Origin of the sequence: Streptomyces tuirus (assembly GCF_014701095.1) — a bacterium.
GTDB classification, from domain to species: Bacteria; Actinomycetota; Actinomycetes; order Streptomycetales; family Streptomycetaceae; genus Streptomyces; species Streptomyces tuirus.
In genome coordinates this window covers 253,545-270,931 of sequence record NZ_AP023439.1, presented here as the reverse complement: position 1 = coordinate 270,931, position 17,387 = coordinate 253,545, and the positions used below count along the sequence as shown (strand labels likewise).

Below are 17,387 nucleotides of genomic sequence, written 5' to 3'. Positions count from 1 at the left end.
ACGAGCGGATCGGGCCGTGCGGCGACGCCACGCGAGGCAGGCGGTTCGAAGGAACCCTGAGAGGCGGATGCGCCGTTTTACGGTGTTCTGATGCGATCTGTTCCGAGATGGGCGCTGGTGTCATCCGGGTGTGCGCCGGTCTTTCTGATCATGGGCTGGCTGGTGGCGGCATCGCTGCAGGGACACCCCTACGACCCCGCCGCCCAGACGATCAGCGTCCTGGCGGCCCCCGGGAACAGCGGGTCCTGGGTGATGACGGCGGCGTTCATCGCCTTGGGCCTCTGCCACCTGCTGACCGCATGGGGCCTGCGCCCGGCCGCTACCGCGGGGCGGCTGGCCCTGGCGGCCGGAGGGCTGTCGGCACTGGCCGTGGCCGTGGTCCCGGCACCGAGCAGCGGCGGCTCACTGACTCACGGTTCCGTGGCCGCCGTGGGGTTCGCCGTCCTCGCGGCGTGGCCCGTCCTGGCGGCCAGGGCCGGGACCGCCGTGCCCTGGGCCCTGCGTCCGGTCCCGTCCCTGGGGGCCACGGCGGTCATGGCGGTCGGGGCGGCCTGGTTCCTGGTCGAGTTGCACCTTCACGGAGTGGCCGGCGTGGCCGAGCGTGCCGTGACGACCCTCCAGTCGGTCTGGCCCTTCGTGGTGGTCCTCTCCTGTCTGCGCGGATCCGTTCGCGAGGGCTGCCCGAACTGACTGAACGCTTCCGGTCTGTTGACAGGTACGGACCAAGGCGCAACTCTGAGAGCGCTCTCAACCATCAACTGTCGAACGGAGGCAGAGCGTGTTGCGAACTCTCAGGCGCCGGGCCACGGCCGCGAGGCTCACCCTCGCCATGACCCTCACCGCCGCCCTGGCCGGCTCCCTGCTGGCGACCGGAACGGGTGCGCCGGCCCATGCCGCCGTGCCGGCGACGATCCCGCTGAAGATCACGAACAATTCGGCCCGCGGCGAGCAGTTGTACATCTACAACCTCGGCACGGAGCTCTCGACCGGACGGCAGGGCTGGGCCGACGCGGCCGGCACCTTCCACCCCTGGCCGGCGGGCGGCAACCCGCCGACTCCCGCCCCCGACGCCTCGATCCCCGGCCCGGCGGCTGGGCAGTCGGCCACGATCCGCATGCCGAAGTTCTCCGGCCGCGTGTACTTCTCCTACGGCCAGAAGCTGGTCTTCAAGCTCGCCACCGGCGGCCTGGTCCAGCCCGCCGTCCAGAACCCGACCGACCCCAACCGGAACATCCTGTTCAACTGGTCGGAGTACACGCTCAACGACTCGGGCCTGTGGATCAACAGCACACAGGTCGACATGTTCTCCGCTCCCTACGCGGTGGGAGTGCAGCGGGCCGACGGCAGCACCGCGACCACCGGCCGGCTCAAGCCCGGTGGATACAACGGCTTCTTCAACGCCCTGCGGGGGCAGCCGGGAGGCTGGGCGAACCTGATCCAGACCCGTTCCGACGGCACCGTACTGCGTGCCCTGTCACCGCTGTACGGCCTGGAGACCGGCGCCCTGCCGGCCACCGTCATGGACGACTACATCAACCGCGTCTGGCAGAAGTACGCCGGCTCGACCCTGACGGTCACCCCGTTCGCCGACCAGCCCGGCATCAAGTACTTCGGCCGGGTCTCCGGCGGCGTCATGAACTTCACCAACAGTGCCGGGGCCGTCGTCACCAGCTTCGAGAAGCCGGACGCCTCCTCCGTCTTCGGCTGCCACCGGAGGCTGGACGCCCCCAACGACCAGGTGCGCGGCCCGATCTCGCGCACCCTGTGTGCCGGCTTCAACCGGTCCACCCTCCTGGTCAACCCCAACCAGCCCGACGCCGCCGCGACCGACTTCTACAAGGACGACGTCACCAATCACTACGCCCGCAAGATCCACGCCCAGATGGCGGACGGGAAGGCGTACGCCTTCGCCTTCGACGACGTCGGCCACCACGAGTCCCTCGTACACGACGGCAACCCGCGCCAGGCCTACCTCACGCTCGATCCGCTCAGCTGACCCGGCCCTCCGAACGCCGCCGGCACCACGGTCCGATCGTGATGCCGGCGGCTTTGTCGTACCGACCTGCGAGCTGTTCCCAAAACAATCCGCGGCGCTCGAAGTTGGCTGTTCATCAGTTTCGGAATCAAATACAACTTTGCGATTCCTTGGTGTAGTTGGGCTGCCGATTACGTGAGCCTCATGGGCATCACGAGGTGACCGCAACCCCTGCCGGAACAAGGGCCATTGCGGTCACTTTCCCCCCACGCAATGGTGAGAGGCACCAACCATGACGATGAACCACGCCCTGCGGTACGGCAGCCGCACACTCGCGCTGACCGCGACCGCACTCGGGGTGATCGCGACGGCCGTGCCGGCCGCGGCCGAGGAACAGCCCACCGCGGAGCAGATCATGGCCGACTGCGCTTCCGGCGAAGGCAAGTGCAGCTTCAATTCCCCGGAGCTCGGCAAGGCCTATCTCGGTGAGCCCCGCCAGGTATCCGAACTGCTCTTCAACTGCACCGATTCGGCCGCCTCCCAGTCGATGTCATGGGCCGACACCGTCGGCTCCTCCCATTCGGTGGGCGGCTCGGTCACCGTGGGCGGTGGCATCGAGGGCATCATCACCGCCAGTGTGACCGCGACGTACAACTACACCTGGCAGAGCTCGAACACGGAGACCAGTTCCTTCACCGTGTCCGTGAAGCCGGGAGAAGTGGGCTGGATCTCGCGCGCCCAGGTGATGCGGCAGATATCGGGTACGTGGCAGACCCACTACGACGACCCCAAGTGGGGTCACTACTACTGGTTCGTGCCCGACACGGTCACCGGCCCGGCCCCGAACGGCACGGACGGCAAGCACAGCGCGGTCGTGGTCAAGTCCCGCACGATGACGGCCGACGAGAAGAAGCTGTGCGACGGCGGCTCCACGGAGAACAAGGTCTTCACCCGCAGCCGCTGAGCCGGCCCCGCCTTGGCAGTGGGGCCGGCCGTGGCCACTTCGGACCGCGCTCGAAGAGCGACTTGGACCAGAGGGAGCCGAACGCGGCCAGCCCCACACACCAGACCACCGCGAGCCACCCGTGGTGGCCGATGCCGGTGCCGAGCAGCAGGGCCGCGGAGAGTGACAGATGGCGTCATCCGGCACCACGTGGTGGCACATGCTGGTGGGCGGGCACGCTGATCGGCCCCGCGCGGGGGGTGCTCGCCCGGCGGGGCCGAATGCTGGAACGGACGCGGCGGACGAAATGCCCGGGGCGTCGTCACCTGCTCGCGGCGGCGGTCACCGTCGCGGGATCCACCCCGGTCAGTTCGACGACGCGGTGCGGTGCCACACCGGCAGCCAGTGCTCGGCCGATCAGGCCGTCCCGTCCGTCCGCACAGTCACGGTAGGCGAGCAGTTCCTCCTCGACCCGGGCCAGCGGCTCCGGCACCAGGTGGTGGCGGACGCGGACCAATTCCTCCTCGCTCAGCGGAACGGGCAGTCGTTCCGCCCCCTCGGGCACGGCCGCCCTCTCCTCCGGCGGAAGCAGGCGCAGGTGCGGTGAGGTCGGCGTGCTTCCCTGGGCGTCGAGCCAGGCGCGCACGGCGGGAGTCTCCATGCAGGCGAGTTCACCGACGGCGGTCGGCACCACGCCGAGCTGCGCGGACGCGTCGTCGAGCAGGAACAAATAGGCGTCGTCGGTCATTCTCGGCTCCTTCGCGACAGGGTGCTGGTCGACATCCATTACCCCGCCGCGCCCGGATTAGCGCCGGACTCACGGCACTCGATCGGGGGAGACAGCCCGATCAAGCGAATTACTCACCGCCGGGCAGCGCGCTCCGCTCACAAGCCGGCGCCGGCCGCTTCGCAGCCGGCCGCCCCGGTGTGCGGGGCGACGTCCCAGGGGCGGGGGCCGGTGCCGTCCGTCCACGCCTCCAGGCTCTCCCCGTCCACGCACAGGATCCCGCACTGCTCGGCGTACTCCAGCGCGGGCGCCGTGAAGTCACTGGTGCTGACCAGTACGGCGACATCGGCCTCGTGCACGGTGAAGCAGGTGCCGCCGAAACGCTGGAGATCCTGCGATCCGACCCGGTGGGAAGCGTCGTAACGCTTGCACTGGACGACGATCCGGCGCCCGTCGGGCGTCACCGCCAGGACATCGGCGCCCAGGTCCCCGGCGCCCCCCACGACCTCGACGCCGGAGCAGCCGTCGCGTTCGCAGAGCGCGGCGATCGCCTCCTCGAACTCCTCAGGCGTCAGGGCGGCGTAGTCGACCGCGACGACCTCGACTGCCGTCGGCTGAGGGGAAACCGCCGGGGCCTGAAGCTGCTCGGCCGCTTCCCTGGCCGCCTCGTCGAGCGCGGCCGCGGCCCGGCGCGCCGCTCCCGCCACGCGCCACCGGCGCCGCAGGCCAAGACAGGCCGCGACACCTATCAGGGCCAGCACGAACACCCAGGCCGGACGCCGCTCGACAGCGCCCGCCGCCACCCGGACGGCGAGGCCCAGGACGCTCACGACCACCGCGAGGAACACGAAGAACAGGGCCGTCGACCGAAGGTCGAACCGGTACCGGCGGCGCTTCACGAACGCCGAACGAGGCGCAGGCACTGTCACGACATCCCCCCTCTTGGGACAACAACAAGATCACCCCCACCGTCTGCCCAAGATCAACGCGTTCACGGCTCCGGTCGTCGTCACCGTTCTCTGATGCGCCACCACCACCAACGCCCGGCGGTCCACTCGCTCGCCGGGCCCGGATCCGGGAGTGTGCGGCGCTCGAACTCCGCGTCGATGCGGGCCACCAGGCGACCGAGATCCGCGCGGGCTCCTCCGGGCAGATACCGCAGGACCTCGGCCAGGTCGTCCCGGCCGTCTTCGATCTCGATGCCGGGACTTTCGTAAGGGCCGCTCAGATAGCGCCCCGGCTGTCTGAACGCCCGCTCGAAGCGGCTGAGGGCGACAGCGACGGCGCCCGGCCACAGACGCTCGGCCTCAACCCGCCGTACTGCTGCCCGAGTTCGAGCCGACACGGAGGGAATCCGGTGAACGGGCAGGTGCTTGGGCGGCCGCCACCGCTCGGCGCGGACGGCCTGCGGACGCCTACGCGGCATTGCCCTTTCGGATCAGAGTCATGTCGGCATTCTGACACGGCTGGTGCGGCCGCTGCCGGGGGAGGCGAGGCTCTCTCCCGTGCCGACGCGCGGCTTCGGCGGAGGTGTGCACGGCGCCGGTTCAGTCGATCAGCACCCCCGGGTTGAGGATGTGATGCGGGTCCAGGGCGTCCTTGGCGGCGCGCAGCGCCAGCGCGAAGGGCTCGGGGCGCTGGAGGTCGTAGCCGGGGCGGTGGTCCCGGCCGACGGCGTGGTGGTGGGTGATCGTCGCGCGGTGACGGTGCAGGACGTCGCTCGCGACAGCCTTGATGTCGTCCCAGATGCCGACCTCTTCGCCGGGGCGGCCGGCGACGGCCACGGTGAAGTAGGGCGCGGCACCGTCGGGATAGACGTGCGTCAGGCGGCAGTTGACGGTGGCCGGGTGACCGGTGGCCTTCAGGGCGGCGGAGCCGACCTCGGTGCGGACGGCGTCGATCAGGGCCGGGATCCTGTCCCAGGTGGTCGCCGTCTCGAAGGTGTCGACGACGGCCCCCATACGGGCCAGGCCGTCACGCAGATACGGCATGCGCAGGAAGGCCGAACGCCAGGCGCTCACCGCCGCGTCGGCCGGGACGTCTCGCTGTGCCGGGGCGGCACCCCCGTTCGCCGCGGGCGCCGCTCCGCCCCGGCCGCCATGAGCCCGCGCCAGCTCCAAGGCGCTCGCGAGACGGTCGTCGACGCGACCCGTGGCGGACTCGAACCCCAGCACCAGCACGGAGGAGCCGTCCTGCGAGGCGCCGGACAGCAGCGCCTCGCCGGGATCGAGCAGGCGGCAGTTGGCGGGGGAGAGGTCGGACTGGGCGATGACCCGCACCGCCTCCAGCGCCTCGGGGAAGCCGGCGAACGCCACCGACGCCGACGCCTTGTGGCGCGGGCGTTCCTGCAGGCGCATCCACGCCTCGGTGATGACCCCGAGCGTGCCCTCGGAGCCGAGGAACAGGCGGTCCGGTGACGGTCCGGCACCGGATGCGGGCAGTCGGAGGGACGTGCCCGAACCGGCGGGCGTGACCACCCGAAGGGACTGCACGAAGTCGTCGATGTGCGTGCGGCCGGTGGCGTAGTGGCCCCCGGCCCGGGTGGCCAGCCAGCCGCCGAGGGTGGAGAACTCGAAGCTCTGCGGAAAGTGGCGCAAGGTGAGACCGTGGGGCCGCAGCTGCTCCTCCAGCACGGGGCCGAGTGCGCCGGCCTGGATCAGAGCCGAGCGGCTGACGGTGTCGATCTCCAGAACCCGGTCCATCGACGTCAAGTCCAGCGACAGCACGGCACGGTGGGTGTCACCGCGGTACTCCACGCCGCCGACCACCGAGGAGCCGCCCCCGAAGGGGATGACGGCCACGCCCAGCCCGCCGGCCCAGTCCAGCAGGTCGGCCACCTCCCGGTCGTCGGTCGGGTGGGCGACCAGGTCGGGGACCCGGCCCGGCCGGCCGCGCAGGGCCCGGATGATGTCGCGGTAGGCCTTGCCCATGGCGTGGGCGGCGCGCTCCTCGGGGTCGGTGCTGACCAGGTGCGCCAGCGAGGACGGGGGTGTCACCCGGGGGCGGGTGATCGCCAGGTCGGCGACCCGGGGGATCGGCAACGGGCGCGCCAGGGTGCCCGGCAACAGTGCGCCTATCGCGACGCATTCGGCGTCGTCGGGGTGGGAGTCGGCGTAGCCCCAGCCCCACCACGAGCGGGTGCGGGAGGTGCCGTGACCGGAAGGTGAGGCGGGCATACGTGTGCTCCCAGCAAGGTCCGAGGCATTTACCCTGTGGAAAATTACCGTAGGGTAATATGAAGGGCATGACAACACCCGCCTCGAAGGCCGGCACCAAGGGAGTCCCCAGGGCCACCCGCGAACAACAGGTCCTGGCGGCGGCCACCGAGGAGTTCGGCCGCCGTGGCTACGAGGCGACCACCGTGGCCGCCGTCGCCACCCGGGTCGGCGTCACCAAGCCCCTGCTGCACCACTACTTCGGCAGCAAGCAGGACCTCTACCTCGCCTGCCTGAATCCCGTGGGCGACCGCCTCCTGCACGCCATCCGCACGGCCATGGCCGAACCGGCCTCCGCGGCCCGGCCCACCGCGCTGCGTGTGCTGCACGCCCTGTTCACCGCGCTCGACGGGCAGCGCGAGGCGTGGTTCGTCCTCTACGACGCCACGCTGCCGCCCGACAGCGACGCCGCCCGCCGCGCGGCGTACTACCGCCGCGCCATCGACGACCTCGCTGCGACCGGCACCGCCGACCTCCTGCGGACGACCGGATCCGGCGACCCGCTGGACGCGGACGCCCTCACCTACGCGTGGCGCGGCCTGTGCACCGCACTGGTCCGCTGGTGGGTCAACCACCCCGACCAGTCGCCCGAAGCCATGACCCAACGCTGCGCGCGACTCTTCGCGGCCGGCCGCACCCTCCTCGCCACCGACGACGAGATCACCTGAGCGACCGGTCGGATCGCCCAGGTAGGGGGCCTACTTGACCGACGACTTCGTCGTCGCCCTGGTCTCCCATCCGATCGACGGCATCACGCCGTGGACTGCGGCAACGGGGAACCACCCGGCACGCTCACCCGGTCACCGGGTCGCCATGACGGTGGGCCACCGTCCACTCGCCCTCCTCACGGCGGTACACCTGAGTGGCCCGCAGTGTGTAGGTGCGCGGCACTCCGTCGACGGAGGCGGAGGTGTGCTCGAGCCCGGCCGTGTAGGCCATGTCGCCCGCGACGTCGTACGCCCGCAGTTCGAAGACGTACGACGTGCAGTCGGAGAAGCTCCTGCCGAGGGTGGTGAAGAGCTCGTCCAGCTCCTGCTGCCCGTAGGCGTTCCGCCACGCCCCCAGCACACTCACCGGTTCGTTGCGCGACCAGAGCGCCCGGCGGGGAGCCGCATCGCCGTTGTGCAGCGCGAGCTCCGCCTCGTACAGGGCCGTCCTGACCCACTCCAGGAAATCGTCACAGTCGGTCATGCCCTCATCATGGGCCCAGCTGCACACGGGGCCCACGATTTCGGCCGACGGCACGCGCCTCCGTTGTCAGTGGTGGCTGCAACGCTGGACGGATGAACGGCGACGAGCAACTGCTGCGCGGCCGGGTCTACGGCCATGACCACGACGACCCCGACCCGGGACCCCGCTCCGGGAAGACCTATGCCCACCTCGTCGGAGGGCCGCTGGACGGGTTGCTGCTGGACGTCACGGGCTGGACGCCGGACGAGCTCGGCGCGGGGGCCGCACTCCCCACCGAACTCGGGCAGTTCCCCGGCGGACGCGCGCTGTACGATCCCGGCCCCGGCGAGCCGCGTGCGCCGGGCCCAGGGGTGACGTACCGATTCCACCACCGAGGGGACTGCCCCTGAGGGTGCCGATGCGGGACTGGGACCGAGGAGATCACCGTCCCAGCCGGGATTCCCTTCGACGGCACACTCGCGGTGCACGCCACGCTCGACCCGGACGAGGAGTGGACCGTGAGCGCGGCCTGGACCTCGCACCCGGTCCGTGTTTCAGCTCGGGGCCAGCGTGCGTGCGAGGAGGGGGAGCAGACGGTCCCAATGGCGCCGCAGCCCGGAGGGGTTGAAGGCATCGGTGTCCGACATGGTGAAGCCGTGGGCCGTGCCGGGGTAGATCTCGGAGGTGTGCTCGACGCCCCGACCGGCGGCCAGGTCTGCATCCACTCGGGCAAGGGTGTCTCGCAACGGCATGAGCGCATGATCGGTTACCGCGGTGACCGTTGTCGACGACGTTTCGTCGACGTCCGGTCGAATACGGGCGATGCAGTCGAGTACGGGCGATGCGGTCGAGTGCCGACGATGCGGTCGAACTCATCGTCCGGGACGGGGAACACCGGCAGAGTCAGGCCATGTACCCGCTCGGGCCACCGGATTGACGCTGCGGGTCTTCGAGCAGGGACGTGATCGTGACGTGCCACCGTCGATCTGCCGTGTCCGGATCCTCCGTGGGGATGACCTGGACGGGGCCGTACCGGGCCGGGTAGCCGGCGAACACGAAGAAGCGGTCGACCACGTGTGAGTTGAGGCTCCAAGGTGTGTTCCTCGAGAGCCACGTCTCATGGAGCTGATCGAGGTAGGCACGGTCGCCCTGGCGCAGGCCGAACACAGTTCTGCTCGTCCACTCGCGCCATCCCCGAAGGCCCGAGGCGGTCCTGATGACGCTGTCGGACTGGGCGATGACGTCCTGGGCCGCGGAGACGTCGCCCGCCAGACAGATCAGCTTGGCGGCGAGGGCCGTGCGCATGGTGAGCGTCTCGCCGTACCGGTCGGCCTCGGAGAGGACGGCATCACATTCGTCCGGCGTGCTGCGGCCCACGAGAGTTCTGCGCCACAGGACGGTCGCGTCGTTGTCCAGCGCCAACTGGTGCTTGCCCTCCTCGCGGAGATAGGCGGCGCGGGTCACGGGCCCGACGACCGATTCGTCCAGGAGGCCACGGAGGTAGGCCAGGTCGCTCTTGATACGCAGTGCCGTGGTGGGATCGACGAGGGGGTAGTCGGACAGATGCTGATGCAGGTCGGCGAAGTCTCCCTTGATCTGCAGCGCGCGGGCGACCTGGTAGCGCAGGAACTGCGACTCCGGAGTCTCCGCCAGCAGACCCTTCAGCAACTGCAGGGACGGGCCGAACGCGGAGCGCGTCCTGTGCAGATAGGCCAGCCGGAGCTGTGCGAGGGCCCGGACGTCGGCCCGGAGCGGCCCCTCCAGGAACTCCTCCAGGCACGCGACCCGCCGCAACCCGGCCCTCCCGTGGCGCCATGCCTCGAACATGCCGGACACCTGCCCCATCCAGCTGCCGGGCGCAGCAGGCGGCAGCCGTTCCGCGGTCCTGGCGAACCCCGGCAGATCGGTGAGGGCGTCGGCCAGCCAGGGCGCCACCAGGTCGTGGTCCGCGCACAGGCCGGCCGCGAGCTCCAGTACGTCCAGCCGGCGGTTGCTGTCCCCCAGAAGGGACTTGCTGCGCCGTCCGAGCGTTTCCACCAGCCGCCGGGCCATGGCCGTGCGGTCGTCGGGTGCCCAGGCCCCGGGCTCGTCGACCGACTCGTGGGCGATGGCCGCACGGACCGCGTCGTGCAGCCGGTAGGGGAACAGCGGGTGGTCGTCCCTGGTCACGAGCGTGCGTCGGCAGAACCGGTGCGTGTCCCCGATCAGCCCGTCCGTGGCCTGGTTGATGAGGTCCTCGTCGAAGCGAGGGACGAGACTGGCGGCACGCGCCAGCTCGCGTTCCCGTTCCGGCAGGTTGGCGAAGACGCGAGTGGCGAGCTCCGGAAGAGGCCCGCCGAAAGCGGCCGCCGTGAGCGGATCTCCCTGCCCGGCCCGGGCGATGGACAGCGACAGGCTGAGGTACAGGGGCAGGCCGTGCGCACCGCTGCGGATCCTCGCGATCACCTCGGGGGCCAGCTCCGGATTGCCCGCCGTCCCCGACGCGGCGCGCAGGTACTGCTCCACGTCGGTGTCGGAGAGCTTGCCGACGAGGTGCTGGCGGGGATCCTCCTGCGTCTCCAGCCGCAGACCGGGCCAGGTCTGCGGGCCGGTCGCGGGCAGAAGCTGGTTGAGGTGCGGCGCATCCCAGTCCAGCCGGTTACGGGACGTGACCACCCACAGAACACCGGGCGTGAGGTGCACGATGCGGTTGAACAGCCGCTCCTGGGCGCGGTCGTCACCCTGGACGTACTCGGCGGCATCGGCGAAGGCGACCGCGACCGGCCGCTTGTCGGCAGCGAGGTTCTCCAGGTCCCATGACAACAGCCCGGCGAGCGTCGCGGCGACGTAGTCCGACGGGTCCTGCTGGGCCTGGTTCATGATGTGGACGAGCGGCTCGCACCTGCGCAGCGTGCGGTTGCGGAGCCGGTTCTCCCGCACCGCCTCGACGATGCGGATCCCGGTACGGACGGTGAGGGGACCCAGTCCAAAACTCGCCCCGGCATCGCTGAGCGTCTCATTGAGGGTATCCGTGATCTGCCCCCGGACGTCGAAACCACCGGCGGACAGGTCCGGCAGCGCCGTTCCCGGGCGGGCCAGTGACCACCAGGCGGCGAGGCCGAGGTCGAAGGCGGGAAAGCGACGTCCCCGAGCGGCGACCGCCGCGCGCAGCCGCAGCACGATGTCCACCGCGTTGACGACCCGGCTTCCGTGGAAGTCGATCCGCACCGAGTGCAGCGGACCTTCGGGCGGGACGTTCCCCGACCAGTCACCCGGGTCCGGCAACTCGCCCCGCGCCCAGGACTCCAGGCGCCGCGACAGCTCCGTCTTGCCGATGCCCCCGATGCCGTAGAAGGAGAGGACGTTCCGGCGAGCGGGATGCCCCAAGGCCGTGGATCCGGCACGGATGCGCTCGCCGTGCACACGAAGTGCCGTGGCGAAGGCCGTGTACTCGTCGACACGATTGGTGAACAACTCGGTCGCCGAGTACCGAGGTTCGAAGATCCGGTCAAAGTCGTTCACAGGCCCCCCGACCCCCTGGCCGGACGCCCCGGCCCTTCCATAGCAGCCTCTCACAGGAGTTGAGGGCGAGGCTGATAGGGAGCGCGTTCCGGGGTACCTGCGTCGGCATGGCTTCGGAAACCGATCACGTTGAATCCGTACGAGCCCTGCGGCAGCTGCGCCGGATGCGCACCTTCTACGCCGGCGGTGCCGTCCTGTGGGCGACTTCGGCCGCATCGGCGGGATGGGACGACCCCGGGGGCCGGCCGATGTGGGTGTCGGTGGCGTTCCTGGTGGTCTTCGCCGTTCTGCTGGGCCTGACCGCCCTGTGGCTGAGGCGTCGGCGGGCCGACCGTGCGGAGGAGCCCGTGCACCATGCCGCTCCCCGGAGGACGGCCTGGCGCCGGCACGCCAGCGCCTGATGGTGGGAGCCCGCACGGCGGTGGGCCCTACCTGCGTCAACACCCTGATCAAAAACCCGAATTGGCTGCCATGGCTGCTTGCTATGGTGACCCGATGCCATCGGTCAAGCAGATCCAAGTCACCTTCGACTGCGCGGAACCAGAGCGAGTCGCCCGCTTCTGGTGCGAGGTGCTGGGGTACGTCGTACCGCCGCCGCCGGAGGGTTTCACCACTTGGGACGACTTCAACCGCTCGCTGCCGTCCGAGGAGCGAGGGGCATGGTTCGTTGCGCTTGATCCCACGGGTGTGGGTCCGCGCCTGTATTTCCAGCGCGTTCCTGAAGGCAAGGTCGTCAAGAACCGGGTGCACCTCGATGTGCGGGTCGGCACCGGGCTCGTGGGCGACGAGCGCCTTGCCACGCTCGAGGCCGAATGCGCACGACTGGTCGCACTCGGCGCGGTACGCGAGCGACTGCTGCCCGCCGACGAGGACAACGAGTCGTGCATCGTGATGCAGGACATCGAAGGCAACGAGTTCTGCCTCGACTGAGGACGCTACCTCCTCCTCGCCGAGGCGCAGGCCCACCGGCAGGGGCGATGACCGGAGGGCCGGGATCCGAGGTGCCTCAGAGCCGGGCCGCGTGGTCGGGGACGTACGTCTGCAGGTCACGCGGCGGGCGCTGGTAGCCGGCCGACGGGGGCCGGTCCGGCAGTTCCAGTACGGGCGGCGGCACCTCGTGGTACGGCACCGATTCCAGCAGGTGGGCGATCATGTTCAGCCGGGCGCGGCGCTTGTCGTCGCTCTCGACGACGTACCACGGGGCCTCCGCGATGTCGGTGTGCACCATCATCTCGTCCTTCGCCCGCGAGTACGCCTCCCAGCGGCTGATCGACTCCAGGTCCATCGGCGAGAGCTTCCAGTGCCGCAGCGGGTCCTCCAGACGGCGGCGGAAGCGCTCCTGCTGCTCGGTGTCGCTCACCGAGAACCAGTACTTGCGCAGCAGGATGCCGTCCTCGGTCAGCATCCGCTCGAAGATCGGGCACTGGCGGAGGAAGAGCTGGTACTCCTCCTTCGAGCAGAAGCCCATCACGTGCTCGACACCGGCCCGGTTGTACCAGGACCGGTCGAACAGCACGATCTCCCCGGCGGCCGGCAGGTGCTCGACGTACCGCTGGAAGTACCACTGGGTGCGCTCGCGCTCGGTGGGCTTCGGCAGTGCCGCGATCCGCGCGCCACGGGGGTTGAGGTGTTCGGCGACCCGCTTGATCGTCCCGCCCTTGCCGGCCGCGTCCCGGCCCTCGAAGACGACGACCAGCCGGGCACCCTCGGTGCGCACCCACTCCTGGAGCTTCACCAACTCCGTCTGCAGGCGCAGCAGTTCCTTCTCGTACGCCTTGCGCGGCACCCTCGCCGCACGCTCTTTCGTCATGCCGCCTCCGCACGCCGCGGTGCCGTCGGGCCTCCGTTCCTGCACCGTACTGTCCTGCCGGGGCCCGCGCACGACGTGCCGCTGCGCCGGCGGTGACGGCACGGAACCGTCGTCGTACGGGCCCGTCCGAGTGGCCACCGCCGATCGGATCGAGGGAGGCTGGAGGGGAGGTGGCGGTCCGAGGACCGGCTGCCGTCTCCGGGCGCCGTGAGCGGCGCGAGCGGACGGACGAGGTGCGCAGCGGATGGGAGAAAGCCCATGAGGGTCGGAGTACTGACCGGCGGCGGTGACTGTCCCGGCCTCAACGCGGTGATCCGCAGTGTCGTCCGCAAGGGCGTCCAGGAGTACGCGTTCGACTTCGTCGGTGTGCGGGACGGCTGGCTCGGCCTGCTCAAGAACGACGTCGTTCCGCTGGACATCTCAAGTGTCCGGGGGATCCTCCCGCGCGGCGGGACCATCCTCGGATCCTCCCGCACGAACCCGTTCAAGCACGAGGACGGGCTGCGACGGGTCCAGGACACCCTCGCCTCGCACGAGGTGGACGCGCTCGTCGTGATCGGCGGCGAGGACACGCTGGGGGCGGCCACGGAGCTGAGCCGGCAGGGGATCAACCTCGTCGGTGTGCCGAAGACCATCGACAACGACGTCTCGGGCACCGACTACACCTTCGGTTTCGACACGGCCGTCGGTATCGCGACGGAGGCCATCGACCGCCTCCACACCACCGCGGAGTCACACATGCGCGCGCTCGTGGTGGAGGTGATGGGGCGGCACTCGGGGTGGATCGCGCTGCACGCCGGCGTCGCGGGCGGCGCCAACGTGATCCTCATCCCGGAGCGGCCCTTCGATATCGATCAGGTCTGTGAGCTGGTGAAACGCCGGTTCGAGATCAACTACGCGCCGATCGTCGTCGTGGCCGAAGGGGCGGTCCCCAAGGAGGGACAGCTGATGGTCAAGGACCAGTCCCTGGACGAGTTCGGCCATGTGCGGCTGTCCGGCATCGGAGAGTGGCTGGCCCAGGAGATCTCGGCCCGCACCCAGAAGGACGCCCGCACCACGGTCCTCGGCCACATCCAGCGCGGCGGCACACCGAGCGCCTTCGACCGGTGGCTCGCCACCCGGTTCGGCCTTCATGCCATCGACGCGGTCGAGGAAGGCGACTTCGGCAGCATGGTCGCCCTGCAGGGCACGCGGATCGTCCGCGTCCCCCTCGCGGACACCACCGCGCGGAACAAGGTGGTGGACCCGTCGCTGTACGACGAGTTCGAAGCCTTCTACGGCTGAGCGGTCACCCTCCGTGCGGGACGACCGCCACAGGGCAGCGGGCGTGGTGCAGCACGGCGTGGGCGACCGGCCCGAGACGGCCTTCCGCCGCCCGCGGCTCCGCTCGGCGCCCCACGACGACCAGGTCCGCACCCCCGGAGGCGTTCAGGAGCGCCTCCGCGGGACGGAGCAGCATGAGATCGCTGCCGACGGTCACACCGGGGTACTTCTCCTGCCACGGCCGCAGCACGTCGGCCAGCCGCAGAACCTCCTGGTCCTCCCAGTCCGCCCGGTCCTCCTCGGTCACCACCAGGCTCCGTGACGAGACGGATTGGGCGGGAAAGGCCCAGGCCTGCACCACGTGCAGTCGGGCGGCATGAGCATCGGCCGCCGCGAACGCGAAGTCGGCCACCTCACCGACCGGCCGGTGCACGTCGAAGCCCAGGACGATCCGGCCGGTGCCGTGCGCTGCGGGACCCTGCTCCGCGACGGTGCCGGGGCGGTGCGGGACGAGCACGACGGGGCAGGGGGCCGCTGCCGCCGCCCGCAGAGCCACCGAGCCGACCGCCAGCCCCTCGAACCCGCCCGTTCCGCGCATGCCGACGACGAGGAGCGCCGCATCACCTGCCGCGGCGACGAGCGCCTCGGCCGGCGCGTCGTCGGACTGCACGCTCTCCACCCGGAGGTCCGGGTGACGGTCGGCGAGGTCCGCGACCGTCCGCTGGAGCCACTGGGCGCCGATGTCGCGCAGCCGGTGCAGGGCCGGACCCGGAACGACGGCTCCGGGCAGCTGCGGAGACGCGTGCAGCAGCCGCAGCGCAACGCCGCGCAGCGCTGCCTCCCGTGCCGCCCGGTCGGCCGCCGCAGCGGCGCGCTCGGACCCGTCGATGCCCACCAGCACAGGGAGCCGCATCCCGGCCTCCTCACTCCGCCCGCACCCTGGCGGGCTCCCGGCCCATGCCCCTCTCCACTGTTCCACGACGGGACGGCTACGGCGCCCGGACCGGTGACCGCCGGTGGCTGATCATGACCCGCCGCAGGTCACCGCACGGCCTGGTCGTGTTTCGAGTTCGCCGCCTCGAAGTAGTCGCCGCCCTTGCGTCTGACGTCGTCCGTGCCCCAGGCCTGTTCGCCGACGGCGGCCGTGGTGTGCTCTTCCGTGCTCTGTGGGCGCAGAGGTGCTCTGACCAGCCTCGGTATGTGCTTCGAGCAGTGGATGTAGGCCTCTTCGACCTCGACTTCGACCCACATCTGGGGGCGGCGGCCGGGCAGCGGATCGGCGGGCAGCTCGGGATGGCTGCGGCGCATGGTGTCATCGGTGACCAGGTGGGCCCGGCCGTTGACGTGCAGCCCGATGCGGTCCACGGAGAAGTCCACCATCAGCAGGCCGACGTGTGGGTTCTCCCGGATGTTGCCCAGCGAGGCCATGACGCCGTTCCCCCGGTACTCCGGATACGCGAGGGTCGTGTCATCGAGAACGCGGAGAAAACCGGCCGGGCCGGCCCGGAACGTGCTGTCGCACTGCCCGGTGCTGTCGGACGTGGCGAGGAAGAACATCTCCTGGCGGGCGACGAACTCCCTCATTCTGGGGTTGAGCCGGTCCAGTACCTGTTCGTCGTAGAAGCGGTCGGCGCGGCTCGTGGTGCCCAGCGCGCGCTGCATCTCGTGCTCTCCGTGGCTGCCGGGCCGGTCCGCCCGCTGGTCCTGGTGCAACGGTCCTCCTGACAGGCGGGCCAACGCCTGTTTTCGAGCCCAGCTCCGGTGGTCCTCCGGCGCTGATGACTCTGCCGATCCCCTCGGAGGCCGAATAGCACTGATCGGCCACGCACATGAGGGTAGAGCAGACCGTTCCCTCGTTCCGGCGCGGGAGGCAGGAGCGGCTGAACCCTCTGCCGTGGGCGACGCCGTGCGTCGCGATCCGCCCTGCGCCGTCGGCGGTCGTACGGTGGAACCCGTCCCCGAGGAGGGCTTGTGATGCGCAGCGTGACCTACTCGATGAACGTCTCACTCGACGGCTACATCGTCGGCCCGGACGGCGGTTTCGACTGGGGTGGGCCGGACGAGGACATCCTTCGCTTCTGGAACGAGGACATCCGGGGGGTCGGCGTCCACCTGCTGGGACGACGGCTGTACGAGACGATGCTGTACTGGGAGACCGCCGATCAGGACGCTTCGCTCGACGACACACAGCTGGAGTGGGCCGCGCTGTGGAAGCCGCTCCCGAAGGTGGTGTTCTCCACCACGCTGTCGGAGGTACAGGGCAATGCCCGCCTCGCTTCCGGCGATGTCGCGGAGGAGATCGAGCGGTTGCGCTCCGAGCCGGGGGAGGGGGAGATCGCGATCGGTGGCGCGACCCTGGCCGCCGAGGCGGCCGCGGCGGGCCTGATCGACGAGTACCGGACCCTGGTCTACCCGGTACTGGTCGGCGGCGGCATTCCCTACTTCCCCCGGCACGAACGCCGGGTCGATCTCGAACTCGTCGAGACCCGCCCCTTCAGCTCACGCGTCGTCTACCTTCGCCACCGCGTGGTCCGCCGGCCACCCGGCGCGGCGCCTCACGGGTAGCTCACCAGGTTCGCCACGTTGGTCGAGGAGTTCGACGGGCCGCCGCGGTCGTTGATGACGTGCCGGATCGTGCCGGTGCCGCCGAGTGAGACGGTGACCATGTTCCGCAAGCGCACGTTCGGGTTGTCGGGCACCTCGAAGGCGTGCTCGGCGGTGACGGACGGGTTGACGTTGAAGAAGCAGTAGCTGCCCAGTCCGTACGCCCAACCCGGGGGCCG

18 protein-coding genes and 2 pseudogenes are annotated in these 17,387 nt (G+C 70.5%); 9 read left to right on the top strand and 11 right to left on the bottom strand.

Annotated elements, in window-relative coordinates; translation table 11 throughout:
- Positions 1–90 precede the first annotated feature (90 nt).
- From IGS69_RS01280 to IGS69_RS01270, 3 genes are all read left to right on the top strand, one after another.
- Positions 91–690 carry a DUF998 domain-containing protein gene (locus IGS69_RS01280; protein WP_190896092.1) on the top strand — a complete coding sequence of 200 codons (600 nt, stop codon included), beginning with the start codon at positions 91–93 and terminating at the stop codon, positions 688–690.
- An 88-nt stretch (positions 691–778) separates the two neighbouring features.
- Positions 779–1,996 (top strand): glycoside hydrolase family 64 protein, encoded by a 1,218-nt coding sequence (locus tag IGS69_RS01275; RefSeq protein WP_190896091.1) that lies wholly within the window; start codon positions 779–781, stop codon positions 1,994–1,996.
- Positions 1,997–2,267: 271 nt separating this feature from the next.
- Positions 2,268–2,939 carry a hypothetical protein gene (locus IGS69_RS01270; protein WP_190896089.1) on the top strand — a complete coding sequence of 224 codons (672 nt, stop codon included), beginning with the start codon at positions 2,268–2,270 and terminating at the stop codon, positions 2,937–2,939.
- Positions 2,940–3,240: 301 nt separating this feature from the next.
- On the opposite strand, the gene IGS69_RS01265 is transcribed toward IGS69_RS01270, so the two are convergent.
- From IGS69_RS01265 to IGS69_RS01250, 4 genes are all read right to left on the bottom strand, one after another.
- Positions 3,241–3,666, bottom strand: coding sequence for a DUF6003 family protein (locus IGS69_RS01265; protein WP_190896087.1), 426 nt, complete (start codon positions 3,664–3,666; stop codon positions 3,241–3,243).
- 137 nt (positions 3,667–3,803) lie between these two features.
- Positions 3,804–4,574, bottom strand: coding sequence for a restriction endonuclease (locus IGS69_RS01260; RefSeq protein ID WP_190896085.1), 771 nt, complete (start codon positions 4,572–4,574; stop codon positions 3,804–3,806).
- An 80-nt stretch (positions 4,575–4,654) separates the two neighbouring features.
- Positions 4,655–4,990 (bottom strand): hypothetical protein, encoded by a 336-nt coding sequence (locus tag IGS69_RS01255; protein WP_232543406.1) that lies wholly within the window; start codon positions 4,988–4,990, stop codon positions 4,655–4,657.
- A 202-nt stretch (positions 4,991–5,192) separates the two neighbouring features.
- Complete coding sequence (locus IGS69_RS01250; protein WP_190896084.1) at positions 5,193–6,821, bottom strand: FAD-binding oxidoreductase; 1,629 nt, start codon at positions 6,819–6,821, stop codon at positions 5,193–5,195.
- Positions 6,822–6,889: 68 nt separating this feature from the next.
- Between IGS69_RS01250 and IGS69_RS01245 the strand changes: the two genes are divergently transcribed.
- The gene (locus tag IGS69_RS01245) at positions 6,890–7,528 is read left to right on the top strand and encodes a TetR/AcrR family transcriptional regulator (protein ID WP_190896083.1); all 639 of its coding nucleotides are present in this window, start codon (positions 6,890–6,892) and stop codon (positions 7,526–7,528) included.
- A gap of 124 nt (positions 7,529–7,652) precedes the next feature.
- Here the strand turns inward: IGS69_RS01245 and IGS69_RS01240 are convergent, their stop codons facing one another.
- Positions 7,653–8,051: a nuclear transport factor 2 family protein gene (locus tag IGS69_RS01240; protein WP_190896082.1), complete on the bottom strand. Its 399-nt coding sequence runs from the start codon at positions 8,049–8,051 to the stop codon at positions 7,653–7,655.
- 92 nt (positions 8,052–8,143) lie between these two features.
- On the opposite strand from IGS69_RS01240, the gene IGS69_RS01235 reads away from it, so the two are divergent.
- Positions 8,144–8,440, top strand: coding sequence for a hypothetical protein (locus tag IGS69_RS01235; RefSeq protein ID WP_190896081.1), 297 nt, complete (start codon positions 8,144–8,146; stop codon positions 8,438–8,440).
- Positions 8,441–8,584: 144 nt separating this feature from the next.
- Here the strand turns inward: IGS69_RS01235 and IGS69_RS01230 are convergent.
- Together IGS69_RS01230 and IGS69_RS01225 are read right to left on the bottom strand one after the other, a co-directional pair.
- Positions 8,585–8,728, bottom strand: a pseudogene (locus tag IGS69_RS01230) (dienelactone hydrolase family protein); the annotation flags it as partial.
- Positions 8,729–8,933: 205 nt separating this feature from the next.
- Positions 8,934–11,531 (bottom strand): hypothetical protein, encoded by a 2,598-nt coding sequence (locus IGS69_RS01225; protein WP_190896080.1) that lies wholly within the window; start codon positions 11,529–11,531, stop codon positions 8,934–8,936.
- A 107-nt stretch (positions 11,532–11,638) separates the two neighbouring features.
- Between IGS69_RS01225 and IGS69_RS01220 the strand changes: the two genes are divergently transcribed.
- The gene (locus tag IGS69_RS01220) at positions 11,639–11,932 is read left to right on the top strand and encodes a hypothetical protein (RefSeq protein WP_190896079.1); all 294 of its coding nucleotides are present in this window, start codon (positions 11,639–11,641) and stop codon (positions 11,930–11,932) included.
- A gap of 94 nt (positions 11,933–12,026) precedes the next feature.
- Positions 12,027–12,461 (top strand): VOC family protein, encoded by a 435-nt coding sequence (locus IGS69_RS01215; RefSeq protein ID WP_190896078.1) that lies wholly within the window; start codon positions 12,027–12,029, stop codon positions 12,459–12,461.
- A 76-nt stretch (positions 12,462–12,537) separates the two neighbouring features.
- Here IGS69_RS01215 and ppk2 read toward each other — a convergent pair whose 3' ends face one another.
- Positions 12,538–13,341, bottom strand: a complete 804-nt coding sequence (gene ppk2, locus IGS69_RS01210; RefSeq protein ID WP_190896077.1) for a polyphosphate kinase 2 — start codon at positions 13,339–13,341, stop codon at positions 12,538–12,540.
- Positions 13,342–13,599: 258 nt separating this feature from the next.
- On the opposite strand from ppk2, the gene IGS69_RS01205 reads away from it, so the two are divergent.
- Positions 13,600–14,625 (top strand): 6-phosphofructokinase, encoded by a 1,026-nt coding sequence (locus IGS69_RS01205; RefSeq protein ID WP_190896076.1) that lies wholly within the window; start codon positions 13,600–13,602, stop codon positions 14,623–14,625.
- 4 nt (positions 14,626–14,629) lie between these two features.
- Here IGS69_RS01205 and IGS69_RS01200 read toward each other — a convergent pair whose 3' ends face one another.
- Together IGS69_RS01200 and IGS69_RS01195 are read right to left on the bottom strand one after the other, a co-directional pair.
- The gene (locus tag IGS69_RS01200) at positions 14,630–15,517 is read right to left on the bottom strand and encodes a universal stress protein (protein WP_190896074.1); all 888 of its coding nucleotides are present in this window, start codon (positions 15,515–15,517) and stop codon (positions 14,630–14,632) included.
- 128 nt (positions 15,518–15,645) lie between these two features.
- The gene (locus tag IGS69_RS01195; RefSeq protein ID WP_232543405.1) at positions 15,646–16,317 is read right to left on the bottom strand and encodes a pyridoxamine 5'-phosphate oxidase family protein; all 672 of its coding nucleotides are present in this window, start codon (positions 16,315–16,317) and stop codon (positions 15,646–15,648) included.
- A gap of 261 nt (positions 16,318–16,578) precedes the next feature.
- Between IGS69_RS01195 and IGS69_RS01190 the strand changes: the two genes are divergently transcribed.
- Positions 16,579–17,169 carry a dihydrofolate reductase family protein gene (locus IGS69_RS01190; RefSeq protein WP_190896072.1) on the top strand — a complete coding sequence of 197 codons (591 nt, stop codon included), beginning with the start codon at positions 16,579–16,581 and terminating at the stop codon, positions 17,167–17,169.
- On the opposite strand, the pseudogene IGS69_RS01185 reads toward IGS69_RS01190, so the two are convergent.
- Positions 17,160–17,372 (bottom strand): annotated as a pseudogene (locus IGS69_RS01185) (coagulation factor 5/8 type domain-containing protein); the annotation flags it as partial. The gene IGS69_RS01190 and the pseudogene IGS69_RS01185 sit on opposite strands and share 10 nt — an antisense overlap.
- Between the last annotated feature and the right edge of the window lie 15 nt (positions 17,373–17,387).